The 23788-nt window shown below is 70.7% G+C and carries 25 protein-coding genes and 1 pseudogene; 9 read left to right on the top strand and 17 right to left on the bottom strand.

Features of this window, described 5'->3' with window-relative positions:
• Nucleotides 1-193: 193 nt before the first annotated feature.
• Complete coding sequence (locus ACGFSB_RS28290) at nt 194-1372, bottom strand: damage-control phosphatase ARMT1 family protein (protein WP_393404965.1); 1179 nt, start codon at nt 1370-1372, stop codon at nt 194-196.
• Nucleotides 1373-1415: 43 nt separating this feature from the next.
• Entirely contained in the window at nt 1416-2021 is a 606-nt protein-coding gene (locus ACGFSB_RS28285) for a helix-turn-helix domain-containing protein (RefSeq protein ID WP_393404962.1), read from the bottom strand.
• A gap of 64 nt (nt 2022-2085) precedes the next feature.
• Between ACGFSB_RS28285 and ACGFSB_RS28280 the strand changes: the two genes are divergently transcribed.
• Nucleotides 2086-2739 carry a class I SAM-dependent methyltransferase gene (locus ACGFSB_RS28280; protein ID WP_393404959.1) on the top strand — a complete coding sequence of 218 codons (654 nt, stop codon included), beginning with the start codon at nt 2086-2088 and terminating at the stop codon, nt 2737-2739.
• A 64-nt stretch (nt 2740-2803) separates the two neighbouring features.
• Nucleotides 2804-4114, top strand: coding sequence for an MFS transporter (locus ACGFSB_RS28275; RefSeq protein WP_393404956.1), 1311 nt, complete (start codon nt 2804-2806; stop codon nt 4112-4114).
• A 5-nt stretch (nt 4115-4119) separates the two neighbouring features.
• On the opposite strand, the gene ACGFSB_RS28270 is transcribed toward ACGFSB_RS28275, so the two are convergent.
• The 4 genes from ACGFSB_RS28270 to ACGFSB_RS28255 form a co-directional block, all read right to left on the bottom strand.
• Nucleotides 4120-4935, bottom strand: a complete 816-nt coding sequence (locus ACGFSB_RS28270) for a family 1 encapsulin nanocompartment shell protein (protein WP_393404953.1) — start codon at nt 4933-4935, stop codon at nt 4120-4122.
• 5 nt (nt 4936-4940) lie between these two features.
• The gene (locus tag ACGFSB_RS28265; protein ID WP_393404950.1) at nt 4941-5918 is read right to left on the bottom strand and encodes a Dyp-type peroxidase; all 978 of its coding nucleotides are present in this window, start codon (nt 5916-5918) and stop codon (nt 4941-4943) included.
• Nucleotides 5919-6016: 98 nt separating this feature from the next.
• The gene (locus ACGFSB_RS28260) at nt 6017-6439 is read right to left on the bottom strand and encodes an ATP-binding protein (protein ID WP_393404948.1); all 423 of its coding nucleotides are present in this window, start codon (nt 6437-6439) and stop codon (nt 6017-6019) included.
• The gene (locus ACGFSB_RS28255; protein WP_393404945.1) at nt 6439-7317 is read right to left on the bottom strand and encodes an MEDS domain-containing protein; all 879 of its coding nucleotides are present in this window, start codon (nt 7315-7317) and stop codon (nt 6439-6441) included. The genes ACGFSB_RS28260 and ACGFSB_RS28255 overlap by 1 nt, the downstream gene beginning before the upstream one ends.
• 225 nt (nt 7318-7542) lie before the next feature.
• Between ACGFSB_RS28255 and ACGFSB_RS28250 the strand changes: the two genes are divergently transcribed.
• A complete protein-coding gene (locus ACGFSB_RS28250) occupies nt 7543-8496 on the top strand; it encodes an aminoglycoside phosphotransferase family protein (protein WP_393404943.1) in 954 nt (317 codons plus the stop codon).
• A 95-nt stretch (nt 8497-8591) separates the two neighbouring features.
• Nucleotides 8592-9668 (top strand): YncE family protein, encoded by a 1077-nt coding sequence (locus ACGFSB_RS28245; RefSeq protein ID WP_393404940.1) that lies wholly within the window; start codon nt 8592-8594, stop codon nt 9666-9668.
• A 23-nt stretch (nt 9669-9691) separates the two neighbouring features.
• Here ACGFSB_RS28245 and ACGFSB_RS28240 read toward each other — a convergent pair whose 3' ends face one another.
• Nucleotides 9692-10921 (bottom strand): MFS transporter, encoded by a 1230-nt coding sequence (locus tag ACGFSB_RS28240; RefSeq protein WP_393404938.1) that lies wholly within the window; start codon nt 10919-10921, stop codon nt 9692-9694.
• 148 nt (nt 10922-11069) lie between these two features.
• On the opposite strand from ACGFSB_RS28240, the gene ACGFSB_RS28235 reads away from it, so the two are divergent.
• Nucleotides 11070-12389 carry an aminotransferase class I/II-fold pyridoxal phosphate-dependent enzyme gene (locus ACGFSB_RS28235; RefSeq protein ID WP_393404936.1) on the top strand — a complete coding sequence of 440 codons (1320 nt, stop codon included), beginning with the start codon at nt 11070-11072 and terminating at the stop codon, nt 12387-12389.
• 18 nt (nt 12390-12407) lie between these two features.
• The gene (locus ACGFSB_RS28230; RefSeq protein ID WP_393404934.1) at nt 12408-12947 is read left to right on the top strand and encodes a GNAT family N-acetyltransferase; all 540 of its coding nucleotides are present in this window, start codon (nt 12408-12410) and stop codon (nt 12945-12947) included.
• A gap of 35 nt (nt 12948-12982) precedes the next feature.
• Here the strand turns inward: ACGFSB_RS28230 and ACGFSB_RS28225 are convergent, their stop codons facing one another.
• The gene (locus ACGFSB_RS28225; protein WP_393404932.1) at nt 12983-13831 is read right to left on the bottom strand and encodes an aldo/keto reductase; all 849 of its coding nucleotides are present in this window, start codon (nt 13829-13831) and stop codon (nt 12983-12985) included.
• Between the two features lie 214 nt (nt 13832-14045).
• Here ACGFSB_RS28225 and ACGFSB_RS28220 point away from each other — a divergent pair, with 214 nt between their 5' ends.
• Complete coding sequence (locus tag ACGFSB_RS28220; protein ID WP_393404930.1) at nt 14046-15161, top strand: hypothetical protein; 1116 nt, start codon at nt 14046-14048, stop codon at nt 15159-15161.
• A 22-nt stretch (nt 15162-15183) separates the two neighbouring features.
• On the opposite strand, the gene ACGFSB_RS28215 is transcribed toward ACGFSB_RS28220, so the two are convergent.
• The 7 genes from ACGFSB_RS28215 to ACGFSB_RS28185 all read right to left on the bottom strand — a co-directional run bounded on the left by ACGFSB_RS28215 (nt 15184) and on the right by ACGFSB_RS28185 (nt 20833).
• Nucleotides 15184-15993, bottom strand: a complete 810-nt coding sequence (locus tag ACGFSB_RS28215; protein ID WP_393404928.1) for an SDR family NAD(P)-dependent oxidoreductase — start codon at nt 15991-15993, stop codon at nt 15184-15186.
• Between the two features lie 92 nt (nt 15994-16085).
• Nucleotides 16086-17564 carry an esterase gene (locus tag ACGFSB_RS28210; protein WP_393404925.1) on the bottom strand — a complete coding sequence of 493 codons (1479 nt, stop codon included), beginning with the start codon at nt 17562-17564 and terminating at the stop codon, nt 16086-16088.
• 219 nt (nt 17565-17783) lie between these two features.
• The gene (locus tag ACGFSB_RS28205) at nt 17784-17861 is read right to left on the bottom strand and encodes a 50S ribosomal protein bL37 (RefSeq protein WP_370443954.1); all 78 of its coding nucleotides are present in this window, start codon (nt 17859-17861) and stop codon (nt 17784-17786) included.
• A gap of 97 nt (nt 17862-17958) precedes the next feature.
• Nucleotides 17959-18528: an alpha/beta hydrolase gene (locus tag ACGFSB_RS28200; protein ID WP_393404923.1), complete on the bottom strand. Its 570-nt coding sequence runs from the start codon at nt 18526-18528 to the stop codon at nt 17959-17961.
• Nucleotides 18529-18557: 29 nt separating this feature from the next.
• Entirely contained in the window at nt 18558-19232 is a 675-nt protein-coding gene (locus tag ACGFSB_RS28195) for a DUF4232 domain-containing protein (protein WP_393404920.1), read from the bottom strand.
• 139 nt (nt 19233-19371) lie between these two features.
• Entirely contained in the window at nt 19372-19938 is a 567-nt protein-coding gene (locus ACGFSB_RS28190; protein ID WP_393404918.1) for a GNAT family N-acetyltransferase, read from the bottom strand.
• Nucleotides 19931-20833 carry a LysR family transcriptional regulator gene (locus ACGFSB_RS28185; protein ID WP_393405421.1) on the bottom strand — a complete coding sequence of 301 codons (903 nt, stop codon included), beginning with the start codon at nt 20831-20833 and terminating at the stop codon, nt 19931-19933. Before ACGFSB_RS28185 ends, ACGFSB_RS28190 begins: the two co-directional genes overlap by 8 nt.
• Before the next feature lie 189 nt (nt 20834-21022).
• Between ACGFSB_RS28185 and ACGFSB_RS28180 the strand changes: the two genes are divergently transcribed.
• Complete coding sequence (locus tag ACGFSB_RS28180; RefSeq protein ID WP_393404916.1) at nt 21023-21919, top strand: NAD(P)H-binding protein; 897 nt, start codon at nt 21023-21025, stop codon at nt 21917-21919.
• A gap of 16 nt (nt 21920-21935) precedes the next feature.
• Here the strand turns inward: ACGFSB_RS28180 and ACGFSB_RS28175 are convergent, their stop codons facing one another.
• Entirely contained in the window at nt 21936-22628 is a 693-nt protein-coding gene (locus tag ACGFSB_RS28175) for an alpha/beta hydrolase (protein ID WP_393404913.1), read from the bottom strand.
• A 60-nt stretch (nt 22629-22688) separates the two neighbouring features.
• Between ACGFSB_RS28175 and ACGFSB_RS28170 the strand changes: the two genes are divergently transcribed.
• On the top strand, nt 22689-23060 hold the full coding sequence (locus ACGFSB_RS28170) for a VOC family protein (protein ID WP_393404910.1): 372 nt from the start codon (nt 22689-22691) through the stop codon (nt 23058-23060).
• Here ACGFSB_RS28170 and ACGFSB_RS28165 read toward each other — a convergent pair.
• Nucleotides 22986-23489: pseudogene (locus tag ACGFSB_RS28165) on the bottom strand (molybdopterin cofactor-binding domain-containing protein); the annotation flags it as partial. The gene ACGFSB_RS28170 and the pseudogene ACGFSB_RS28165 overlap by 75 nt on opposite strands.
• Nucleotides 23490-23788: the final 299 nt, after the last annotated feature.

Here is a 23788-nt window from a genome sequence, read left to right as displayed (position 1 = left end):
ATCCACGCGGTTCACGGGCGGCACGGCAAGGCCGGCTGCGGCGTGACGGGCGTACGGCGAAGGCCGTACGGCGCGATGATCGCGAACCTCAGATGCGCAACGTCCACCTCTATCGGAGACAACAGGACCGTTCGAAACGATAACGACCAAGAGGGTGAAAGGCAAAGCCTGATGATCACCTAGAGCCTCGATGTCACCGCCGCGCCTGGATCAAGGCGTGGGTGCCGCTCGTGCGCCACTCCTGACCGTGTTCGGCGACGAGCGCCGCCTCGGTCCGCTCGTCGAGTCCGACGATCACGTCGGACTTCAGCGTCCGCAGGGCGGCCACCGGTCCTGGGAAGTAGGCGGTGCGCTCCTCGAACGGCGTGCTGGCGGGCCAGAGTCGGTCGCCGACCAGGCGCCGGTAGTTCAGGTCGCCCTTCATGACGGTCACGGTGGCGTCGGCGAAGTCCTGGCGCAGGTCGTCGGGCATGTCGGCGTACGGCAGCGGGGCGCAGGAGAAGGTGTGGCTGCGGACGGTGATCCTGCCGGTGCCCATGGCCGACCACAGGCGCTCGCCCACCTCGGCCGCGACGCCCCGTGCACCGCTCAGACGGCGCAGGCAGTCGATCACGTCGGCGGTCATGGCGTCCGAGACGTAGTACGGGTACGGCTTGACGTGCAGGACGGCCCGCTCGACGCGCTGATGCCGCATGAGGTGGTCGATGAGGATGAGGTCGGGCAGGAGCTCTCGCCCGGCGTTGTCCGCGACCAGGCACAGGGTGGCGGCGCCCTGCTCGGGCAGCAGGGACCACAGCAGTGCGGAGTCGTCGGCGACGAGGCCGGAGACGGCAGCCCCGTCCGTGCCGCCGCCACTCGCGGCGATACGGAAACCCAGGTCCGCTCGGTTGCCCCACAGTGAGCCGAGGAGCAGTGCCTGGGTCTGCTCCTCGACGGGTCCCAGGGCGAGCCGGTCGAGCGCGGTCAGCTCCTCGTCGGCCTCCGCGGTGTGGAGTTCCGCCTGCTTGAACGGGCGGAACGGATCGATCCCCTGCCAGGGACCGGCTTCGAAGTACCCGACAGCAGTGAGGAGTTGGCGGTAGAAGTAGCTCTCCGCCCACAGGAAGGGGACGTCGAACCAGGACAGGCCGACATGGTCGCGCCCCCAGGCCTCCCACAGCCGGCGGTCATGCGCGTCGGGGCCCGGTGGTTCGATCACGCCCTCCGTGGCCTGCTTCAGCAGGGCGTCGAGGGCGCGATGCTGCTCAGGGCCGTAGGGGAAGGCGTCACGGACCTTCTTGATGAGCGCGGGATGCCGTTCGGCCAGCACGCTCCTCGGGAAGGAACCGGGTTCGTTGCTCAGGATGACGGGCGCTTCGACTGCGTCTGACATGGCTTGCTGATCCTCCGGGTCGGTGCTGCTCAGTTGCTGACGCTCAGCCGCCGCTGCCTGATCTGACGCGTACGTGCATACGCTCACCCTGGGCTCCGTAGAGGGCGAGGAATTCGACGGGGTGGTCGCCCGCGTTGGCGAAGCCATGCGGTGTCCGGGTGTCGAACTCGGCGGCTTCGCCCGCGGTGAGGACGAGGTCGTGGTCGCCCAGGGCGAGCAGCAGGCGGCCGGAGAGGATGTAGAGCCACTCGTACCCCTCGTGCATACCCTGCTCGGGGCGCCGCGTCGGCGGGCCGCCGGTCTTGGCGACCGGGATGACCTGCTTGTAGGCGTGCATCCCGCCGAGGTGCCGGGTCAGCGGGATCCAGGTGTTGCCGTGGCGCGTGAAGGGCCGCGGGTGGATGCGCGGGTCACCCGTCTGGGGCGCGCCGACCAGCTCGTCGAGGGGGACGCCGTACGCCTTGGCCAGCGGCAGCAGCAGCTTCAGGGTCGGCTCGCGCTGTCCGGCCTCCAGCCGGGACAGCGTGCTCAGGGAGATCCCCGTCTCCTCGCTGAGCCGGGCCAGGGTGGCGCCGCGCGCCGTCCGCAGCGCGCGCAGCCGGGGCCCGACGGCGGTCAGCACATGGGTGAGCTCTTCGTCGTCACTCATCCCTCCATTTGCCGGTGCGGCAAATATCTTTGTCAAGCGGAGGTGCTGCGCGCAGGGTCGTCGTATGGCAACCGACACGAACAACACCTCAGCCTCAGCCGAAGCCTTCTGGGACGAGCGCTACAACCAGAGCGGCCGTCTGTGGAGCGGCGAGCCCAATGCCGCGCTGGTCCGCGAGACCGAAGGACTGGCGCCGGGCACCGCCCTCGACCTCGGCTGCGGCGAGGGCGGCGACGCGATCTGGCTGGCCCGGCAGGGCTGGCGCGTCACCGCCACCGACATCTCCCGCGTCGCCCTCGGCCGTGCGGCCGAGCACGCGGCACAGGCGCAGGTCGCCGACCGAGTCGACTGGCAGCACCACGATCTCGGCACGTCCTTCCCGGCCGGAAACTACGAGCTGGTCTCCGCCCAGTTCCTGCACTCCCTCCACGAGATGCCGCGCGAGGAGATCCTGCGGAACGCGGCGGCGGCCGTCGTGCCGGGCGGCACGCTCCTGATCGTCGGCCACATGGGCTTCCCCGCCGGGGAGACCGAGCCGCACCCTGGCGTGGACTTCCCGAGCCCCCAGAAGGTCCTGGCCTCTCTGGAGCTGCCGGACGAACAGTGGGACGTACTCGTCTGCGACACCCATGAACACCACCACAAGGACCCCGACGGACAGCCCTCCACACGGACCAACTACACCCTCAAGATGGGGCGCCACCCCCGGATCGACTGACCGCCCGACAACGCGATCAGCCCGTGATCTAATCGCTGCGGCCATCGTGAGGGAGGCGGACCGAATGTCCACGCGTGACGCATCCGAGGGCGTGCATTCGGACGCCAGGAGAGAACAGCGGGATCCGCCTCCCGGCTTATGGGCCAACCCCAACTACCGGATCTTTCTGGCCATCCAGACACTGTCCGCCCTTGGGGACTCCTTCTCGTACGTGGCGATCCCGCTCCTCGTCCTGCACAGCACAGGCTCGGTCGTGCAGATGGGGCTCGTCACCGGTCTCACCGGCGTCGCCTCGATCGCCACCGGGCTCTTCGCAGGTGTGATCGCCGACCGGGTCGACCGGCGGCGGCTCCTCATGGCCGCCGACGGGGCGCGCTGTCTCCTGTACGCCGTCATCCCGCTGGTCTGGCTCTTCGCGACGCCGATGTGGCTGATCTACGCGGTGGTTCCGCTCGCCGGTGTCTTCTCCATGCTCTTCCGCGTGGCGTACGTGACGTTGGTCCCCGCCATCGTCGAGCCCGGCCAGATCACCAAGGCCAACGGCCATCTGTTCGGTACGTACGCCGTGGCGAGCGCGGGAGGTCCGATGCTCGCGGGCTTCGTCGCATCGGCGTTCAATCCCGCCACCGCCATCGGGATCGACTCCGTGAGTTTCGCGGTCTCCGCGGCCGGGATCCTCTTCGTGAGGATCCGTGAGAGACGTACGCCGGACGGCCCGGCCCACGCCGAAGGGGTCGGCGTACGCGGGGAGTTCATGGTCGGGGCCCGGTTCCTGTGGGCGCATCCGGTGCTGCGGCCGCTGACGGTGCTGCTGTCGCTGCTCACGTTTCTCACGTACGGCCTCACCGACGTCATCATCTTCCGGGTCAAGGAGGACCTCGGCCACGCGGACAGCACCGTCGGCTACGTCCTGACCGTCGGCACCCTCGGTACCTGCCTGGCGGCCTTCGCAGTCGACCGAGTGCGCAAGCGCCTTGGATTCGGGGCCAGTTGGATCGGGGGCTTCGTCCTCGGCGGGACAGCCGTCGCCTGCCTCGGCCTGTCGGAGAGCGTGCCGGTGCTCGGCGCGCTCGCGGCCCTCATGCTGTTCTGCACCGCCTTCACGGGCATCTGTTCGATGTCCCTGCGCCAAGAGGTGACACCAAGTCACCTCCTTGGCCGTGTCACCGCGTCGTTCTGGACCATCCACTCCGCGCTCGGGCCTCTCGGGGCCGCCGCCATAACGGCCGGGGTCGCCGGGTTCGGCGTGGCCACGGTCAGTCTGGCCGTCGGGGTCAGCATGGTGTGCATCGCCCTCGGCGGAGCGCTGACGGGGGTCGGCAGGGCCACCGGCACAGAAGGCACAGGGGAGCCAGGGGAGCAGGCGGTGCCGTGAGGCCCTCAGTGCTGCAGGAAGACAACAGCCTCGTCCGTGTACGTGAGGAAGGTCAGCGTCTCCTGCAAGTACAGCTCGATGCCGCTCGCGTCGTGTGACGTGTAGCCGATCGCCAGGTCCTGGCCGATGAGCAGTTCGAAGTCGCCGCCGCGCGTGGACAGGACGAACGCCCCGCTGAGCGCCGGTGCCCAGATCGGGTCGCCGCCCAGGATGCGGCCCAGATGGGCCGCGATCGGGTAGCCGTGGTCGGAGGTCTCGCTGACCTCCCGATACTCCTCTGCGCCGAGGAGCAGGGCGTACGGGCCTTCGACTCCGGCCAATCGCAGCGCGGTGAGGGCCCGGCTGAGCGCGTCGGGGTAGTCGAGCGGCTCGGCGGGCAGGCTGAGCACCGGGTTGGACGTCCGCTCGCGCAGCCCTTCGACGCCCGCCGCCGCATATCCGTCGAAGACCGTCCTGTCCTCCGCGAACGCGATGGCGCGTGCCGCGTCCTTCACCGGTTGCCAGTCGGAGTCCTGCGAGCCGCGCTCGACGTCGTCCACGGCGGCCCGGCTGACGGTGAACGGCACCCGCAGTTCGACGAGCGGCTTCGCCTCGCGCAGCCTCGCCCTGACTCCGGGGGCGGGTGGAGTGATGTCGGAGAGGTGTCCGGTGCCGGTGGCGGCGAGCCTCGGCCCTGCCGGTTCGGGGACGTCGACGACCCGGCGGCCCGCGACGAGGCGGCGGAAGGTGCGGCGGGCCTCTTCCTCGATCTCGGCCCAGGCTTCGGGGGTGATCGGGGCGAGCTCGCGGTGCAGGTTGTTCGCGACGGCGGGGGTCGTCATGGCACTCAGGCTCCTTTCAGGCTGCCGATGCCCAGGGAGACGTCGGCGGTGTCGGGATCGGCGGCAGAGAGGTTTTCGAGGAGGTCGGCGTCCGGGACGAAGAACAGGCCGCCCGTCACGGCCGTGGAGAAGTCGAGGATGCGGTCCGTCCGGCCCGGAGGGTCACCGAGGAACATATTGCGCAGCATCTGCTCGGTCACCGCGGGCGTGCGCGCGTAGCCGATGAAATAGGTGCCGAACTCGCCGCGGCCGATCTGTCCGAACGGCATGTTCTCGCGCACGATCTTCTGCTCGACGCCGTCGTCGTCGACGATCGTGTTGAGCGCGACATGGGAGTCGTCCGGCTTGATGTCGTCCGGCATTTCGACATTGGCTTGCTTGGTCCGTCCGATGACGTGTTCCTGCTGCTCGACGGTGAGCGATTGCCAGGCCGCCATGTCGTGCACGTACTTCTGCACGATCACGTAGCTCCCGCCCCGGAACCGCGGATCCTCATCGCCGATGAACACGGCGTCGGCCGCCGCACCTCCCCCGGGGTTCTCGCTGCCGTCGACGAATCCGAGCAGGTCGCGCTCGTCGAGGTACTTGAAGCCGTGTACCTCGTCGACGACGGTGACCGCGGAGCCCAGCCTCTCCACGATCAGCCGGGCCAGTTCGAAGCAGAGGTCCATGCGGCGGGCGCGCAGATGGAGGAGGAGGTCGCCCGGGGTGGCCGGTGCCTCGTGGCGAGGGCCTCGCAGGGGCTTGAAGGGGTGGAGTTCGCGGGGCCGTGGCCCGCCCACGAGGCGATCCCACCCTGCGGAACCGATGCCCGCGACGCAGGTCAGACCCTCATCGGGGTACCGGAACGCCACGGACCGGGTCAGCCCCGCCAGATCGGCGAGCGCCTCTCGTACGGCGGCCTCTCCACCGGGGGCCATGGTGGCGACCAGGAACACGGCCGTCCCGGCAGGCGGAGTGACCACGGGCTGCGAGGTGACCATACGACTCCAAAAGGATCAGAACGGACAGAGTCAGCCTATGCGCGCCCTCCTCGCGGCGCAGGCCTCGGCCCGTTCCGAGCACGCAGAGTGACGCGGAACTATCCGGGCAGTTGCACGGTCAGGGTCACCTTGGTCCCGCCGGGGCCCCCGGAAATGGTGAGCTCGTCGGCGAGCAGGCCGGCGAGCCACAGTCCGCGCCCGCCCGCATGGCCGTCGAGTCCGGGAGCGAGGGCGGGGATGACGTCGGCGCTGAAGCCGGGGCCCGCGTCATGGATGTGGCAGGCCAGCCGGCCGTCGCTGCGCTGCAGGACCAGCGTGCCGCCACCGCCCGCGTGCTCGACCGCGTTGACCGCCACGGCGTCCAGGGCCACGATGAATTCGCCCCGCCGTGGTTCGGTAAGACCTTGATGGTCCGCGTACTGCTCGACGAGCATCCGCAGCCGGGGCAGGTCGTCCTGGGTGAAGCGCGACTCCAGCAGGGTGACGGGAGGAACCTCGCGGGGCCCCGGCGTGGTCGTCATCAGCGGCCCACCTCGCTGATCGCCAGGTGCGGCACCTGGTCGGCGCCTGCCCGACGCAGTATGCGGGCCGGGTTCGGCGGACAGTGGACCAGGACCGGGCCTTGCGGATGGGCGAGGACCAGCCGTAGCAGGTCCACCGCGCAGGCGACGCCGAGGAAGACGATGCCGGACAGGTCCACGGTCAGGGGCCGGGAATTCTCACTGCGTCTGAGTCCCTCGCGCACGGCACCGATGAATTGCTCCCTGGTGGCCAGGTCCGCCTCGCCCGCCAACTGCACCATGCCGTCCGTGAGTTCCACGTGCAGGGCGCCCAGGTGAGGCAGCAGCCGACAGGGATGGGCCTCGTGCATGGCCGTCAGGACGCCGGAGTCGAACCAGCGGCTGTCGTAGGCGCAGATCTCGGTGTAGGGGCGTCCGGTGAACAGATGCTGGGCGTGGGACTCACGGTGCATCATCACATCGACATCGGCGTCCAGGTCCCCCACCCAGTGCATGTCGATATAGGTGCGGAGCCCCGTGTAGCCCTCGGCGAGAGCGCGGTCGGTCTCCTCTGTGATGCGCTGCCACTGCCGGTCGGTGGTGAAGCCGTTCTGGGGGTGGAGGAGAGCGCGCATACTGCTGAGGATCAGCTGACCGTGTTCACGAGCGGCTCCGAGCAGGACCCCCGGCGCATCGAGGCGGTTCCACACCTGTTCCTCGTCCAGGTGCGGAGCGGCGAAGACGATCACCTTCTCGCGCTTCACGAGCCCTGCCCATGCGAAGGCGGACACCACGTCCCGGCCCGCATCGTCGTCGGCGTAGCTGACGAACGCGTGGTCGCCCGACCGGAGGTTCTGAACCGGGATCGTGCCGACCGATGCCGAGCCGGCAGCCGCCATCTCTCACCTCCAGGGCCGAGGGACCCGACGGGAACAAGTGCCGGCCACGGTAGCGACCCCTGTCGCAGGGCGGTGAGTCCGCGCAGAAAGCGGCGGCGACCGGACACATCAGCCCCGCATGGCGATCGCGGATGCATGAAGATGTTCCATTCCATGCTGGTTCTGTTCGCGTCACACTCACCCCTCTCGTTCCGCCCCCTCGCTCCACCCCTCACAATCGACGCCGTGACCAAGCCGGCAATCGAAGTCCAGCCCCTCGTACGGCAGAAGGCCCACAGCCTCGGGAGCACCGGCGAGAAGTGGCTGGGCGAACTCCCGGGCCTCATCGGTGATCTGGAGCGAGAGTGGTCCATCGCCGTCGGACCGCCGCTGCCCGGGGGGACGAGCTCGTACGTGGCGCGGGTAAGGACCGTCGACGGGCGGGACGGGGTGCTCAAACTCTCCCTCCCCGCAACGGACTTCGCACATCAGGTACGAACTCTCGGCCTCGCGGAGGGACACGGGTACGCGCACCTTCTGGCCTACGACCTCGAACGCCACGCGCTGCTTCAGGAAGCGCTCGGTCCTTCGATGGATCGCCTCGGCCTCCCGCCGACGCGGCAGATCGAGACGCTGTGCGCCATGCTCGAGCAGGCCTGGCGGGTGCCCCGCGCCGCGGGGCAGGCGGTCGATCCGGCGCGGGAGAAGGCCCTGGCGCTCGGTGAGATGGTCGAGCGGCTGTGGGAAAGCCTCGGCAGGCCGTGCTCGGAGCAGGTCGTGGCCCAGGCGCTGACGTTCGCCGGGCGTCGAGCGGCGGCGTTCGATCCCGCCCTGTGCGTCGTCGTGCACGGTGACCCGCATCCCGGCAACGCGCTGCGGGCCGTCACACCACGGGTCGGGGCGGAGGCGGGCTTCGTGTTCGTGGATCCCGACGGCTTCCTCTCCGATCCCGCGTACGACCTGGGGGTTGTGCTCCGCGACTGGTGCGCGGAGCTGATGGGCAGAGGCAGCAGCGGGGACGCGGCCGTCGCACTGGCCCGCTCGTACTGCGCGCTGCTGGCCGACCGGAGCGGGATGGACGAGCAGGCCATTTGGGAGTGGGGCTTCCTGGAGCGGGTGTCCACCGGCCTCTACGTGCTCGAGTTCGGAGCGGAGGAGTTCGGCCGCCCGTTCCTCGACACCGCGGAGCTGCTGGCCTGATGGCGACCACCCACTGGAGACTTAGGTTAGCCTAAGCTAAGTTGTCGAGTGATCGCCTCGCTCGGAGGCGCCGCTGGCAAGGAGACTGACGCAGCATGACCTCACTCACCCGCCGCATCCGCCGTACCGCCGCAGTCGCCGTGGCCCTCGCCGCGGGCAGCACGCTGGCCGTGACCGGCACTGCGAACGCGCAGCCCGGCCAGAACTCCGCTCACGCCCCCGGCGCGTCCGGTGCGACCGTCGAGTCCGCGCCGCTCGTGAAGGGGCTCTACCAGTCCGCGTACTCCCAGCGGAACCACGTGCTGTGGGCCACCTCCGCGGTGGGTCGCCCGCCCGTCACCAACTCCAGCCTGGTGAAGGTCGATCCGCGTACCCTGAAGGTCAAGGACACCTACACTCCCCCGGTCACCGACGCCGGGACCGGCGCCGTCGAGGCCGTCTACGGAATCGCCGTCGACGACGAGCACAACACCGTCTGGACGACGAACACCCGCGACAACTCCGTCGCCGTCTACGACCAGCGCACCGGCAAGCACCTCGCCACGCTGCCCGGCGTGAACCACGCCCGTGAGATCGTCGTGGACGCCAAGCACGACACGGCATGGGCGAGCGGCTTCGGCGACGGCACCGTCGTCGCCTTCGACACCCGTACATACAAGGAGAAGAAGCGCGTCACGGTCGAGGGATCGAGCCCGACCGGCCTCGCGGTGAACGAGCGGACCGGCGCCGCCTACGCCGCCGACCTGAACGGCGACCAGATCATCGAGATCACCCGGAAGAGCGAGAGCCCCCGCCTGATCCCGACCGGTGACGGCCCGATCTCCGTCGCGCTCTCGAAGGACGGCCGCACCGCCTACACCGCCGACCAGGCCGCCGGCGGCCTCTCCGTCGTCGATCTCACCAAGGGCGCCGTCACGAAGTCCGTCCCGACCGGCGCGGGCGCCCTGTCCGTCGCCACCGACCGGCGTTCGGGCCGCGTCCTCGTCGCCAACCGGACGCCCGGCAACGTCACGGTCGTCGACCCCGTCAAGGGCGCCGTCGTCGAGACCCTGGCCACCGGCGCCAACCCCAACCACGTCCAGGTGACGGGCGGCACGGCGTACGTGGTCGACAAGTCCGGCACCGGGCCCCAGGGCGAGGACCAGGCGCACCGCATCCGCCTCGGTCACTGACCCGACGGACACGTGGCGGGCGGCTACGACCCGAGCCGCTGACTCCGTTGGCGCTGCGCGACAGCCGCGTCCGCGGACCCGCCCCGCCGCGACAGCTGCTTTCGTACGAGATGACTCTGCGCCGCGACGGTCCCGATCACGCCCGCGCCGAGCAGCGGCCAGGCCAAGGGGCCCGCGGCGATCACAGCGGTGACGATCAGCGGTCCCCCGCTGCGTTGAGCGGCCGAGGACAGGCCGTGCACGCCGAGGTAGGCGCCCTGGGCGTCATCGGGGGCGAGTGCGATGGAGAGTTCCCAGGACGCGATCGAGTGGAGTATCTCCGCGAAGGTGAGGGCGATCGCCGCGACGGCGAGGGCGCCGACGGCGAGCGAGGTACCACCGGCGACCGAGGCCGTCATGGCGGCGCAGCCGATGACGAAGCAGGCGGCCAGCGGCAGGAGGAGCCCGCGGGCCTTTTCCGGGGTGCCTCCGAAGCGGGACAGCGGGACCTGACAGCAGACGACGAGCACACAGTTGAGGACCATGAGGAGCGGGGCGAGGCCGTGCGGGGCGTCCGTGGCGTGGACGATCCATAGCGGCATACCGACCTGGAGCACCGCGTCGTCGAGGAAGAGTGCCGCTTCGGTGGCGGTGAAGAGCAGGTAGGAGCGGTCGCGCCACGGGTTGGACGGCGGGGTGGTCCTGGCCGGGGCCGTGGAGTCGGTGACCAGGCGGGACGGCGAGGGCGGTTCGGCACAGCGGAGGGTGAGCACGGCCGCCGCCACGAAGCTGACCACGTTGCCGATGAGCAGGGCCTGGTAGGCGTGGGTGGTGCCGACGGCGAGGGCCAGCGCCCCTGCCAGGCCGCCGATGGCCCAGCCCGCGTTGGCGACGGTGCGCTGCACGGCTTGGTACTTGGTGCGCTCCGGGCCCGCGATGCGAGCGGCGTACAGCTTGGTGAGCACGTTGGCGCCGCGGTCGGCGAGGCTGCTGACGGCCGAGTACAGCAGGAGCAGGGAGAAGTTGTCCGTCGTGAGCAGTGCCAACAGGGCGACGGCCTGCTGGAGTTGGGCGCCGATGATGACGCGGGTGACCGGGAAGCGGTCGGCGAGGTGGCCCGCGAGCGGTGCGCCCGCGATGCCGACGGCACCCGAGACTCCCATGAGCACGCCGACCTCAGCGATGGAAAGCCCGGTGACGAGAGTGAAGTAGAGAGCGGCCGCCCCCATCCAGAGGCCGGTGCCCGCCTTGTTGATCAAAGCGATCCAGAGCATACGGCGGCCGTCGAGACCCCCTGGTATGCGTGCGTACAACGCGGCCCGTCGGCGGCTGAGGCCCACCGCTCCCCCTTGGCTTGCGACTTGGCTTCTGGCTTGGCTTCTGGCTTGACTCGGGATTTTGTATTGATACATAATTACTTACGTGGCAGCACAATATGCGATCAGTGGTACGACCGCCAAGGGCATTACCGCGTCGGTCGAACAGTCCGTCGCCGAGGGCGGTCTGGGTCCTGGCGACGCGCTGCCTCCGGTGCGGAGGCTCGCCGACGAGCTCGGGGTCAGCGCGGGGACCGTGGCGACCGCCTACAAGGAGCTCCGGCGGCGCGGGATCGTGGTGACACGCGGACGGGGCGGAACGGTCGTGGCGCAGGCCCCTGCCGTCGGTGCGCGGCGCCCACCGAAGGTTCCGACGGGGGTGCGTGATCTGGCGGGCGGGCATCCGGATCCGGCTCTGCTTCCTGCCCTGCTGCCGCCCGAGCGGGTGGACCCCGTCAACGGTTCGCACCGGGCATCGCCGCGCCTCGCGGGCCTCGAGGAGCTGGCCCGGGAGTGGTTCGCGCGGGACGGAGTGCCTGACGATCAGGTGACCTTCGCGCACGGGGCGCTCGACTGCATGGCGCGGCTGCTGTCCGTCGAGTTGAAGCCGGGCGACGCGGTGGCCGTGGAGGACCCCGGTTTCCACCATCTCCTCGACCTCGTACCGGCGTTGGGCCTCCGCATGGTGCCGGTGGCGGTGGACGACGAGGGGATCGGACCGGAGTCGCTGCGCGGTGCGCTGCGGGCGGGGGCCAGGGCCCTGGTGTGCAGCCCGCGGGGGCAGAACCCGGTGGGCGGCTGCTTCTCGCGGGCACGGCGGGACGCCCTGCTCGATGTTCTCGGGGAGTTTCCCGAGGTGCTTGTCGTCGAGGACGATCACAATGCGGAGGTCGCGGGGGCCGCATCGTGCTCACTGGCCACCGGCGGGCTCGCACGCTGGGCTCAGGTGCGTACGGTGTCCAAGCATCTGGGCATCGACCTGCGGTGGGCGGCGCTCGCGTGCGATGCCACCACAATGGCCAGGCACGAGGGGCGGATGCTGCTCACTTCGGGGTGGGTCAGTCACGTACTTCAGGTGACGGTCGAGCGGACGATGACCGATCCTGCGGTGAGGGACCTGGTAGGACGGGCCGAACGCGCTTATGCCGAGCGGCGCGAGACGCTGATCGGCGAGCTCTCGCGGCACGGGATTCAGGCACGTGGGGCGAGCGGACTGAATGTGTGGGTGCCGGTGCGCGATGAATCCGCGGCGGTCAACGGGCTACGCTCGCGGGGGTGGTGGGTGGCCGCGGGTGCGCGGTTCCGCATCGCCGCGCCCACCGCCGTACGGATCACCACGGCCGGGCTCGAAGTGGCGGACGGGGCTCGCCTTGCCGCGGATTTCGCCGCGGTGCTCGGCGAGTCCGAAGCTACGTACGGGGGTTGAGGCATGGAGGAAGCTCCGATGATCAGCTGGCGTCGACTCGACGAAGCGGACTTCCCGTTGCTGCGGCGATGGCTGGAGCAGCCGCATGTCGCGCGCTGGTGGAACCACGAGACCTCTCCCGAGGCGGTGGCCCGCGACTTCGGCCCGGCGGCACGCGGGGAGGAGCCGTCCCAGGATCTGCTCATACTGCTGGACGGCGAACCGTTCGGCCTCGTCCAGCGCTGCCGCTTCGCCGACTACCCTGAGGACGGCGCGGAGTTGGCGGGCCAGTACGACATTCCCGATGGCGCCATCTCCATCGACTACCTGATCGGGGAGCCCGAGCGGACCGCCCGGGGCCTTGGCACGCGCATGATCCGGGCGATCGTCCAGGCCACCTGGGCAGACCATCCCGAAGCCACCTCGGTGCTCGTCCCCGTGCATGTGGGCAATGCGGCGTCCTGGCGCGCACTGGAGAAGGCGGGGCTGCGGCGGGTCGCCGATGTGTCGCTCGAACCGGACAACCCCATCGACGACCGCGCCCACCACCTCTACCGAATCGACCGTCCGGCGGGCTGAGACCTTCCCTCGCTCGGCTCCCTCACTCGGCTCCCTCACTCGACAGTGGGAAGCGTGATCCCGTCGAGTCGCTTCCGCTGTTCGTCGCTCAACCGGAGGCTCGCCGCAGCGACGTTCTCCTCCAGGTGCTCGATCGAGGCGGTGCCCGGAATCGGCAGGACGACCGGTGAGCGGTCGAGGAGCCAGGCGAGCGCGATCTGCGCCGCGGTGGCGTCGAGTTCGGCCGCGACGGCCGCGATCTCAGCCGTCGCGGTCGATGCCGCCGGGTGGACCGGCCGCCAGGGCAGGAAGGCGATACCTGCCGCGTCACAGGCGTCGAGCACGGCCTCGTGCTCGCGGTCGAGCAGGCTGTAGCGATTCTGCACGCTCGCCACGTCGATGGTCTGCCGCGCCTCGTCGAGCTCGGCGACCGTCACCTCGGAAAGGCCGATGTGGCCGATCTTTCCGTCGAGTTGGAACTCCCGCAGCGTGCCGAGCTGATCGGCGAGCGGCACCTTCGGGTCGATGCGGTGCATCTGGAGCAGCCCGATCCGCTCGACACGAAGCCGACGGAGCGCCTGCTCGACCTGCTCACGCAGGAACTCGGGCCGTCCGTTGATCGTCGCCTCTTCGCCGGGGTTCGGCCGCTCGACGGCGACCTTGGTCGCGATGAGCAGGTCGTCCGGGTAGGGGTGCAGGGCGTCGACGAGGAGCTCTTCGTTGGCGCCCCATCCGTACATGTACGCCGTGTCGATCAACGTGACGCCCAGCTCGACGGCCCGCCGGGCCACCGCGATGGAGGCTTCCCTGGCAGGACCGGCTCCGGTCGCCAGACGCATCGCCCCGAACCCGATCCGCCGCACGGCGAGTTCACCGCCGATGCGGAAGGTGCTGCTCGATGTCATGTGTTCGCGTCCACCCCTCAGTAGACGCGTCACGATACCCGTGCGCCATGGCACGCCACGGGGAGCCCGCCCGGGAATTGCGCATCCGCGTGCATTGACGGCTCACGACACCCGGTTCAGGGTGTTACCCCCGCAAAGACCTCAGGACCTCAGGACCTCAGGACCTCAGGACCTCAAGACCCGGGACCTATAGGCCTCAAGAAGGGCTCTCGTCATGCGAAGACGCGTCTTTGTCCGTGGACTTGCCATCACCGGCGCCGGGTTGACCCTGCCCGTACCGTTAGCCGGCGCGGCAGGCGCAGCCGCAGCCGCGGCCTGGCAGGAGTCCCCCGCACCCGCCGGGCAGGCCGCTGCCCACCTCGTCTCGGTCGCCGCCGCTGACCCCCAACACGCCTGGGCCGTGGGCGAACAAGGGCGCAACGGAAGCACCATCGGCACTCCGCTCGCCCTCAGCTGGAACGGCTCCGCCTGGTCGCTGACCGACCTCACCCACCTGACGTACAGCGGTGGTCTCCGCGCGGTCGCCGCCAGTCCGAATGGTGCGGCCGCCTGGGCCATCGGCACGAACACCGCGGGGCACGACCAGCTCCTCGCGTGGGACGGCGCGACCTGGCGCGAGGCGGACTTCCCCGGCCGGGGCGAGCCGGGCACGAGGCTGACCGATGTCGCGGCCGCTCCCGGCGGCCGGTTCTGGGTGTCGGGGCGGCACGGTGACCGTGCGGGTCTCCTGCGTGGCAGCCGCAGCGGCAACGCCACGACGTGGCGCTGGTGCCGGCCGCTGCCGGACGAGGCCGCACCCACGCCGTCCGGGGTCCACGTGACACCCGGCGGTGAAGTGTGGGTCTTCGGCGACATCATCGCCCGCTGGGACGGCGCCTGGACCGTGCTGCCCCGCACCCTCGGCATCCGCGCCTCCGTGACCGGAGTGCTGCCGGTCGCCCACGACGACATCTGGCTCACCGGATTCGCGTACGGAGTGGGCGGACCGCCCGGCAAGCCGCCGGGTGTCACGCTGGAGCACTGGGACGGCGCAGGGTGGAGCAGCGTCAAGGCACCTTTCAGCGTCGGCCTGTTGAGCGGCATCGTGGGGAACGCCGCGGGACAGCCCGACCGGATCTCCGGCTGGGACTTCTGGGATCAGAAGCGCGCGCACTATCTCCGCTGGGACGGCACGGCCTGGATCAGCGAACGCGGCCCGGAGACCCCTTCCACCTTTCTGCCCGAGGCCATCGCCCCGATTCCAGGCACGGACGGCGGCTTCTGGTCGGTGGGCACGACCTCATTCTCGCCGTACCCACCCGCCCAGCTCCGCGTGGAACGCTTCGGCTGACCCCTGATCCGCCGGACAGGCCCTAGCCGCGCGGCACGATGCTGAAGTCGAACGCGGAGGTTCCGGGGTCGACTGCCGTCACCCCGCCGTCGACGGTCAGCACCGCACCGTTGACGAAGGACGCGGCGGGGGAAAGCAGCCAGGTGATCGCCTCGGCGACCTCCTCCGGCTCCCCCGGTCGGCCCGCCGGTACGAGCCGCGTCGCTTCCTCGTACGCCGCGTCGGCGCCGCCGTCCCCCAGCTGGGCCTCCTCGGCGAACCGGGTCATCCGCCGGTCGGCCATCTCGGTCCGCACCCAGCTGGGGCACACGGTGTTGGCGCGGAGCCCGGCCTTGCCGTAGTCGACGGCGAGGGACCGGCACAGCTGGAGCAGCGCCGCCTTGGACGTCGCGTACGCGGCGTTGCCCACGCCGTTGCGGAGTGCGGCGACCGAGGCGACCGCGACCACCGAGCCGCGCGCCTCGAGGAGGTGGGGAAGCGCGGCACGCAGCAGGAGGAAGGGGCCCGTGAGGTTGGTCCGCAGCACGGCTTCCCAGTCCTCGTCGGAGAGGTCGCCGACCGCTCCGCTGCGCCCGACCCCGGCGTTGAGCACGAGCCCGTCGATCCGTCCGTACGCCTCCATGGCCGCATCGACGAGCCCCGCGACCTGCGCGGGGTCACCAGCGTCGGCGGGGTGGGCAAGCGCCCCTGTCTCCTCGGCCACGCGGCGCAGCGGTTCGGGGCGACGCCCCGATACGACCACGCGGTGCCCGGCCGCACGCAGCTGCCGCGCCGTGGCGGCGCCGATGCCCGTACCGCCGCCCGTGACGATGACAACTCGGCTCTCTGTCATGCCTGTTCAGCCTCCGAACGCAGTCGTGAGCACATGCCCGTGATCATCGTGATCATACGGAGGTGAATCACGACCGCGTTCGGACGCCCTGCCTACTCGTCGATCGCCGCGCCGAACGCCGCGCTCTTGCCCGGCGCGCCCAGCGAGTCCGCTCCGTACGTCCACGACCCCGACGCGGTGATGCCACCCGTACCGGCGGAGAGGACCCACACCACTCCGTCACCGGCGTTCTCGCCGGGTGCCGCGGCGAGGAGGCCGAAACGGCCGTCGCGGTTCGGGTCCGTCAGGCGCACCTGGGCGCCCCACTTGTCGCCCTTCTCGGCCACGCCCGGGATGTCCGCGGAGTTCTGGTCCCAGGACTTGGCGCCGTTCGCCGTGATGCCGGTGCCCGCACCGCGAAGCACCCACACCGCACCGGCGTCCGCGACCGTGCCGATGTCCTCGCCGGGTGCACCGATCGCGACGTCCGCGTACCCGTCGCCGTTGGTGTCCGCCACGGACAGGTCGGCGCCCCAGCCGTCACCGCGCTCGGCGGTGCCGGGCACGCCCGCACTGTCCTGCGTCCACCACTTGGCCTCGTCCTGGAGGCCGTCCGGGCTGCCGTAGCGGATGCCCACCAGGCCGCCGGTCTGCGTCTCTCCGCCGTCGTCGGGGGAGTTGGGCTCGCCGGTCACCAAGTCGTCGTAGCCGTCGTTGTCGATGTCGCCGGACGCGGCCGCGGGGCCGCCGCGCAGGTCACGCTCGTACGTGAGACCGTCGGCGTGCCCCGACAGGAACGCGGACCAGCCGTGCCCCGGCTCGTCCCCCACGGTCACGCCGGACACCACAAGATCGGCGAACCCGTTGTCGTCGTAGTCGCCGGTCGTGAGCGACTTCGGCAGGATCTCGCGTCCCTCGGCCGCCGCGGAGAGCCGCTGGGTCGCCTGCCGCCGCAGCGGAGCCTGCCCATCGGCCTGCGGTGCGGCGTCGTAGGCGAAGAGCTCCAGGTCGTCACGGTCCAGTACGGCGAGCACGTCACCCGGCGTGTCTCCGGTGAAGTGCGCGGCGGCGAGGCTCAGGCCGAACTGCTCGCCCTTGGTGGGCTCCTGGGTCTGCAGCCAGTCGCTCGACCCCCCGCTGAGCCCCTGTTTCGAGCCCCACAGGATGGCGACACCACCGGCGTCCGCCTGGTCACCGAGGTCCTCGCCGGGGATGCCGATGATCGCGTCGTCGTAGCCGTCGCCGTCCAGGTCACCCGTGGCGACGGCCTTCCCGAAGCCGTCGCCCGCCTCCGCGGCACCCGCGACGCCGGCGGTCGACTGGCTGAACCGGGCGACGGAGCTGGTGTTGATGCCTCTGGACGAGCCGTACTGCGCCGTGACGAGCCCGGCGCCCTGCTGGCCGCTCACCGTCGCCCCCGGGGCTCCGACCAGCACGTCCTCGTATCCGTCGCCGTTGAAGTCACTGTTGCGGTCGTTGGCGTGCGTACCCCCAGGGGTGCCGGCGACAGCGGAGGGGGCGGCGACGATACCCGCCCCGGTCAGAAGGAGGAACGAGGCCGCGGCGAGGGCGGCCGAACGGTTCTTGCGCACGAGCGGCTCCTGTGAAGGAAGGTGGCCGGGCAGGCGCGGGGGGTGTCCGGAAAGGGCCCGTTCCTTGTCCGGCGCCCTGTTCGACACGGGATGGGGCACAAGGGTTGTACGCGGCCTTCGATTCCGCGGGGGCGGCACCGGGCGCCCGTTCTCTCCCTCGCCGTAAAACGCCTCGGGGGCGACACCACCAGGTGTCGCCCCCGATCGCCGCGCCCGCCGTCAGGACTGAGGGCGGCTGCCGTGGTTCGCGCCGTTCTTGCGGCGGGCCTTCTTCTTGCGACGTCGCTTCGAGGACATGGATACCTCCGTGGTTCCGGTATTGCTTCCCGGGCACGAGCCCAGGCGATCATGAATCGCCTACCCAGGACGACACCGCGCAATGGCGTGGCCTATGTCACGTGCCACGGTCCGCTGTCACGAGCAGGGACGGGGTCCGCCGCTCGCCCGGTGTCGCCCGGCATGTCGCGTCGGCGGCCGGCAGTTCTCCGGTGGCCAGGTAGGAGTGGGTCGCGGCCTCCGCGCAGCGGTTCGTGCCGTAGACGCCATGCCCCTCGCCCCCGTCGACCGTCACCATGCGCGAGCCCTTCATCGCACGGTGCAGGCCGCGCGCGCCGGCCAGCGGGGTCTGCGAGTCCCACTCGTTCTGCGTGATCAGCGCAGGGACCGTGTTGTTCACCTCGGTGGCCGGTTCAACGGGCTTGCCCCAGAAGGCGCACGGTGTGACACCGGCCGCGAAGTCGCCGTACAGCGGGTACTTGGCAGCGTCGCGGACCGAGTCCTCGCGGTACGTCCCGGGGTCGCTCGGCCAGGGGGCGTCACCGCACACCACGGCCCAGGTCGGCGAGGTGTCGGGCTCCGTCGGCGGCTCGGCGGGGCCCTGGCCGTCCACCCTCCCCCCGGCGGCCTCCTTCAGCTTCACGACGCGCTCGGCCCCGGTCCGGACGGTGTAGAACTCCGTGCGCATCAGGGGGTCGGGGCCTCGCCCACCACAGATCAGAAGTCGTCGGCGCCGTTGCGCAGTTCAGGCGTCCAGTAGCCGGTCTTCGCGACGGCGTCGTCGACCGCGATGCCGCCCTCGGGCGCGGTGACGGCCTTGCTGCCCTCGGCGGGGCCGTCGGCGGCGAAGAGGTTCACGTTGAAGGAGGTGACGGCGCGGTTCTCCTCATCGACACCGCCGTTGTTGACCCGCACCACCGCGTAGGCCGGGGCGCCGGAGTTCAGCACGACAGGAGTGCCCGGCTTGCTCTTGGCCACGGCCGGAACGTCCTTGGCGGTCTGGACGTCGCCGAACGCGACCAGGGGGTACTGGAGAAGCGTGCAGGCGTGGCTCGAAACGTTCGTGGCGGTCAGTGTGATGTGCGTGGTGGGCACGCCGTCCTGCTTGGCCGCCGAGATCTTCACGTCGTCGGCGGCGCAGGCCGGGGCGTTGCCGCCGGTCTTGTTCTTGGCACCGGTCTGCGCGGCGGAGTCGGAGGCGTCCGAACCGCCTGCCTTCTCCTCGGAGCCGGAGCCGGAGCCGGATCCGGAGCCGGTCCCGGCGGACTTCGGGGAGGAGGCGGCCCCCTCATCCCTCGCGCCGTCGCCGCCACCGCAGGCGGTGAGCGTCAGGCTGAGGGCGGCGACGGCGGTCGCGGCGATTACGGCGGGGCGGTGGATGGAGGTACGCATGTGGGGCTCCCCGTGTGGTGCGGTCTATGCCATGTGCAGACACCTGTTCTGCACACAGTTTCCGGCCACGCTCTGCCGTTTCACTCACGTCTCGCTGACGCGTCGCTCACGCCTGGCTCCTTCGTTGCTCACACGTTGCTCACATGGGAAGCGAGAGCAGACGTACCGCTCCAGAGGGCCAGGTCGTACCGTCGCGCAAGGGGGTCCACATGGTCCGCAGCGGCATGATCACGGGGCCTTCGGGCTGGTCCACGTAGACATCCTGATCGAGCACTCGCCAGCCGAGCCGCTCGTAGAGGGAGACGAGCGGGAGCCGGCAGAAGAGGAGTCCGTGCCGGGGCCCCATCGTCCGTGCGTGCTCCAGGGCCGCTCCCACGATCTGCCGTGCCAGCCCGCGCCCTCTCACATCGGGTGCGACAGCCACCCCGCCGACGCCCACGACCTCGATGCTTGCGCCCCCGATCGACAGGGGCAGTCGCAGGAGGCCGGTGTGTGCCACCAAGCGGCCTTGCATCCTGATGCCGAAATGGTCTTTCTTGGGCAGCCATGCCAGGCCGGTGTCCGCGACGCCGAAGGGGTCGACCCCGGCACCGAGGATTTCGTCCTGCTCGGTCTTCGTATACCGCGTGAGCCGGATCGCGTTCTGTAGTGCGGGCTCCGGTGCGGGCTGCTGTACGGGCTCCGGTGCGGGCTGATGATCAGTCATCCCCGCATGATCCGTGCCCGGCAGCCCCCTCGACAACTAGGCCCTGGTCCAAGCCCGCCGCCCTGTTGCGTGCGCCCTCGGCCACGGACGCAGCGGCGCGGACAAGCGCCGCCGTGGCCTTCGAACGGGACTGCTGCGGCCAGGCGATGGCGAGGACCACGGGCGGTGCGTCCGTGAGCGGCCGGTAGACGAGACCCGGGCGCGGATAGCGGGCGGCGACGGAGGCGGGCAGCAGCGGGGGGCGGCCGCCGAGGCCGACGAGTGTGAGGAGTTGGGCGAGGTCGCGGCTGTCGCTGCGCACCTCCTCGATGTAGCGGTGCAGGTCGCCGGGGTGCAGGCCGAGATCGGCCAGGGACAGGTGGTCGCGGGTGGCGAGCGGGTCGGTGGCGGCGAGGGCAGCGACGCGTGGTTCGGCGACCAGTGTCTCGGTGTCCAGGCCGGTGCGGTCGAACGGCTCGTGCACCAAGGCCGCATCGGCTTCCCCCTGGCGAAGGAGTCTCGGCTGTTCCTGCCAGCCGCACAGCCGGACGGCGACCGGTACGGCGGACGGCTCGGACGCGAACCGCGCCAGGATCGGCTCGAGGAGTCCCGCGTCCCCGTCGGCCTTGGCGGCAAGGACCAGCTTCGGCTCCGGGGCCGCGGCGCGCTGGGCCCGCCGCCCGGCTGCCTGGAGCGCGTCCAGGGCGATCCTCGCCTCGGCGAGGAGCACCGTACCTGCCGGGGTCAGTGCCACGCTGTGGGTGGTCCGCTCGAAGAGCGTGACGCCCAACTCCGTCTCCAACTGGCGGATCGCGCGGGACAGCGGCGGCGGGGAGATGCCCAACCGCTCGGCGGCGCGGGCGAAGTTGAGCTCTTCGGCGACGGCGACGAAGTAGCGCAGCGGGCGGGCTTCCACGCTCTTCATTCTCCTCGATCCCCTTCGGTTCACTTGCCCTCGGTTGCCCGAGGTTGCCCTCGGTTGCCCTCTACCCTCGGTCCGGTATTACCTTCAGGGTAACAAGTGGGAGCCGATCGATCCTTCAGTTCGGGCGCGCGAGGCAGCAGGCTCGATGACGTCCAGCAGAGCTCCCCCTTGGAGTTGTTCATGATCGTCGTTACCACCCCGACCGGCCAGATCGGCCGACAGGTGATCGACCGCCTCCTCGACCGCCACCCCGACACCCCGGACGGCACCGCGGGGATCCGGGTGATCGCCCGCGACCCCGCTCGGCTCTCCGCGCGGGTGCGCGCACACGTCGAGGTCGTACGGGGATCGCACGCCGATCCCGCCGTCCTCAAGGAGGCCTGCGCGGGCGCCGACCGCCTGTTCTGGCTCGTGCCTCCGACGCCATCGGCCGACAGCGTCGAGGGTCATTTCCGTGACTTCACCGAGCCGCTGCCCGAGGTGATCGCGGGCCAGGGCATCGAGCGGGTCGTCAGCGTCTCCACCCTCGGCCGGGGCGTGGCGAAGAACGCCGGACAGATATCGGCGTCGCTCGCCATGGACGAGACGATCGCGGCCACCGGCGTGCACTACCGGGCGCTGTGTCCGCCGTTCCTGATGGAGAACCTCCTCGGCCAGGCCGCGTCCATCCGCGACGAGGGTGTGTTCTTCCTGGCACTGGCGGAGGACCGCGTGCTGCGCACCTGCGCCACCGGCGACATCGCCGCCACGGCGGCCCGCCTGCTCCTTGACGGCTCCTGGACCGGGCAGGACGACGTCCCGCTGGTCGGACCCGACGACCTCTCCCCCGAGGGCATGGCACAGGTCGTCTCCGCAGTGCTCGACCGTCCGGTACGCGTCCAACGGACCAGCAGTGCGGACTACAAGGCGACGATGACGCGCTTCGGGACGAGCGATGCCTGGGCCCAGGGGCTGGCCGACATGGTGGGGGCCATCAACGACCAGGGCTTCTACGGAGCCGCCCAGCCGAGCACTCCGGAGACCGCACCCACGGGCTTCCGCCGGTGGTGCGAGGAGGCACGCAAGCCGGTCGCCTGACGGGCATTCAGAACCACTACAGCGGGCCACCGTTGAGGGCCAGGCAGTCGGCGACTTCGGCGGGGAGCGGCGCGAACCCCAGAAGGCCGCTCACCGTCCGGCCGGTCAGCCGGTGCCAGGCCCCGGCTCGTCGGAGCATCGCGTGGTCACCGCCCGGCATCAGCAGCGCGCACGCCTCCGCGCCCGCTTCCGATGCCCGGACAGCGAATTCCCGTGAGGCACAGGGATCGGTCGTCCGATCCCTGTCGCCGTGCAGGAGTATCAGGCGCCGACCGCGCAGCTGGGCCACCGGCTCACCATCGGGGCACCATGGCGCGAGCCCCACCACGCCCCGTACGAGTTGATGCCCGGCGGCCCGCAGTGCCGCGCGCCCACCCATCGAGTGCCCGACCAGCACGGTGGGCACGTTCCCCGCACGCAGGGCCAGTTCGTCGAGCGCGCGATGTGCGTCCTGGAGCGCGTCCGCGCGTTCACCGTTCCAGCCCCGGCAGCGATAGCGGACGCTCCCCACCAGGAGGTCCTGACCGCGGCCTGCCCGCTCGACGACCCGGGCGAACGGGCGCATTCGTGCGCCCGCGAGGTTCCACGGCGAAGGCGCCCGTGTCCCCTCGGAGCGGCCGCCGTGCAGAAGGAGCACGGCCGCCCGGGGGGACTCGACGGCGTGGCGCACCACGAGTGCCGAACGGGGATCGTCGTCCCATACGAGCACGCTGCCTCCTCTTGAAGTCTTCGCCTCAAAGCCTTCGCCGACCGGGCGACACTGGCCGACATGCCGATCTCGCTGCATCACATTGTCATCGACGCCCACGATCTGCCCGCCCTGGCCAGGTTCTGGGCCAAGGTCCTCGACTGGCGGATCCTGTCCGAGCGGGAGAGGGAGGTGGTGATCGGGCCGGACGAAACCACGCCGGTGGGCATCTGCTTCATGCCGGTGACGGACCGCAAAGCCGTCAAGAACCGTCTGCACCTCGATCTGACGTCTGCCGCGGAGGACCGGGACGCCGAGATCGAGCGCCTACTCGCACTCGGCGCCCGCAGGGCGGACGTCGGGCAGAGCGGCAACGAGTCATGGACGGTGTTGGTCGATCCGGAGGGGAACGAGTTCTGCGTGGTCCGCCCGAAGGAGACCCTCATCGGCTAGGGCTGCGACTGTCCCGACCCGTGGCGCCGCTCCGGCACGCGCGCGCTGCTGGTCCATCGCCAGCCAGACACGGTCGCGGGTCACCGGCATCTCGGTGAAGCGGATTTCCGTGGCATCGCGCAGTGCGTTGGCGAAGGCCGGGGCCACGGGATTGAAGGGGCTCTCGCTCATCGACTTGGCGCCCAAGGGGCCGATCGCGTCGGTCGTTTCCATGAAGTGGACCTCGGTGCGCGGCACTTCGGCGTACTGCGGGAGACGGTAGCGCCGGAAGGCCGCCGTGGTCACCTCACCGCGCTCGTCGAGTCGTACGGCCTCGAAAAGTGTGGCCCCGAGCGCCTGGGCGACGCCGCCCTCGGTCTGACCGCGGCACTGCAGCGGGTTCATGACCTTGCCCGCGTCGGCGGCGTGGACGCTGCGCAGGATCACACCGTCCCGGGTGAGAACGCGCCGGGCGATCCGCAGCCGCGACCATGCCTCCCGCTCGTCCTCCAGACGGGCCGTCAGCCGGGCGAGCTCCGCTTCGAGCGCCTCCACCCGGGCCCGGGCCGCCGCCCGCGCCTCCAACTCCCCGATCAACGACCCCATCAGCGTCGCCTCCTCCACCCACACGGTAGAGACCCGACCACGCCGCCGCCCCTCATGCGCAGTCGTACGTCAGCCCGCCCGCTCATAGGTAAGGACGGTCTTCGGGTGGTTGCCGATCTTGCGTAGGCGCAGCGGGCCGTCCG

The sequence above is a fragment of the Streptomyces sp. NPDC048441 genome (genome assembly GCF_043200235.1).
Taxonomy (GTDB): domain Bacteria; phylum Actinomycetota; class Actinomycetes; order Streptomycetales; family Streptomycetaceae; genus Streptomyces.
This window is presented reverse-complemented; position numbering and strand designations above follow the sequence as displayed.

What these genes read in the sequence shown, in the direction of transcription:
- ACGFSB_RS28290 (WP_393404965.1), bottom strand. Translation starts at nt 1,372, where the DNA reads ATGTCAGACGCAGTCGAAGCGCCCGTCATCCTGAGCAACGAACCCGGT.
- ACGFSB_RS28285 (WP_393404962.1), bottom strand. Translation starts at nt 2,021, where the DNA reads ATGAGTGACGACGAAGAGCTCACCCATGTGCTGACCGCCGTCGGGCCC.
- ACGFSB_RS28280 (WP_393404959.1), top strand. Translation starts at nt 2,086, where the DNA reads ATGGCAACCGACACGAACAACACCTCAGCCTCAGCCGAAGCCTTCTGG.
- ACGFSB_RS28275 (WP_393404956.1), top strand. Translation starts at nt 2,804, where the DNA reads ATGTCCACGCGTGACGCATCCGAGGGCGTGCATTCGGACGCCAGGAGA.
- ACGFSB_RS28270 (WP_393404953.1), bottom strand. Translation starts at nt 4,935, where the DNA reads ATGACGACCCCCGCCGTCGCGAACAACCTGCACCGCGAGCTCGCCCCG.
- ACGFSB_RS28265 (WP_393404950.1), bottom strand. Translation starts at nt 5,918, where the DNA reads ATGGTCACCTCGCAGCCCGTGGTCACTCCGCCTGCCGGGACGGCCGTG.
- ACGFSB_RS28260 (WP_393404948.1), bottom strand. Translation starts at nt 6,439, where the DNA reads ATGACGACCACGCCGGGGCCCCGCGAGGTTCCTCCCGTCACCCTGCTG.
- ACGFSB_RS28255 (WP_393404945.1), bottom strand. Translation starts at nt 7,317, where the DNA reads ATGGCGGCTGCCGGCTCGGCATCGGTCGGCACGATCCCGGTTCAGAAC.
- ACGFSB_RS28245 (WP_393404940.1), top strand. Translation starts at nt 8,592, where the DNA reads ATGACCTCACTCACCCGCCGCATCCGCCGTACCGCCGCAGTCGCCGTG.
- ACGFSB_RS28240 (WP_393404938.1), bottom strand. Translation starts at nt 10,921, where the DNA reads ATGCTCTGGATCGCTTTGATCAACAAGGCGGGCACCGGCCTCTGGATG.
- ACGFSB_RS28230 (WP_393404934.1), top strand. Translation starts at nt 12,408, where the DNA reads ATGATCAGCTGGCGTCGACTCGACGAAGCGGACTTCCCGTTGCTGCGG.
- ACGFSB_RS28225 (WP_393404932.1), bottom strand. Translation starts at nt 13,831, where the DNA reads ATGACATCGAGCAGCACCTTCCGCATCGGCGGTGAACTCGCCGTGCGG.
- ACGFSB_RS28220 (WP_393404930.1), top strand. Translation starts at nt 14,046, where the DNA reads ATGCGAAGACGCGTCTTTGTCCGTGGACTTGCCATCACCGGCGCCGGG.
- ACGFSB_RS28215 (WP_393404928.1), bottom strand. Translation starts at nt 15,993, where the DNA reads ATGACAGAGAGCCGAGTTGTCATCGTCACGGGCGGCGGTACGGGCATC.
- ACGFSB_RS28205 (WP_370443954.1), bottom strand. Translation starts at nt 17,861, where the DNA reads ATGTCCTCGAAGCGACGTCGCAAGAAGAAGGCCCGCCGCAAGAACGGC.
- ACGFSB_RS28200 (WP_393404923.1), bottom strand. Translation starts at nt 18,528, where the DNA reads ATGCGCACGGAGTTCTACACCGTCCGGACCGGGGCCGAGCGCGTCGTG.
- ACGFSB_RS28195 (WP_393404920.1), bottom strand. Translation starts at nt 19,232, where the DNA reads ATGCGTACCTCCATCCACCGCCCCGCCGTAATCGCCGCGACCGCCGTC.
- ACGFSB_RS28190 (WP_393404918.1), bottom strand. Translation starts at nt 19,938, where the DNA reads ATGACTGATCATCAGCCCGCACCGGAGCCCGTACAGCAGCCCGCACCG.
- ACGFSB_RS28180 (WP_393404916.1), top strand. Translation starts at nt 21,023, where the DNA reads ATGATCGTCGTTACCACCCCGACCGGCCAGATCGGCCGACAGGTGATC.
- ACGFSB_RS28170 (WP_393404910.1), top strand. Translation starts at nt 22,689, where the DNA reads ATGCCGATCTCGCTGCATCACATTGTCATCGACGCCCACGATCTGCCC.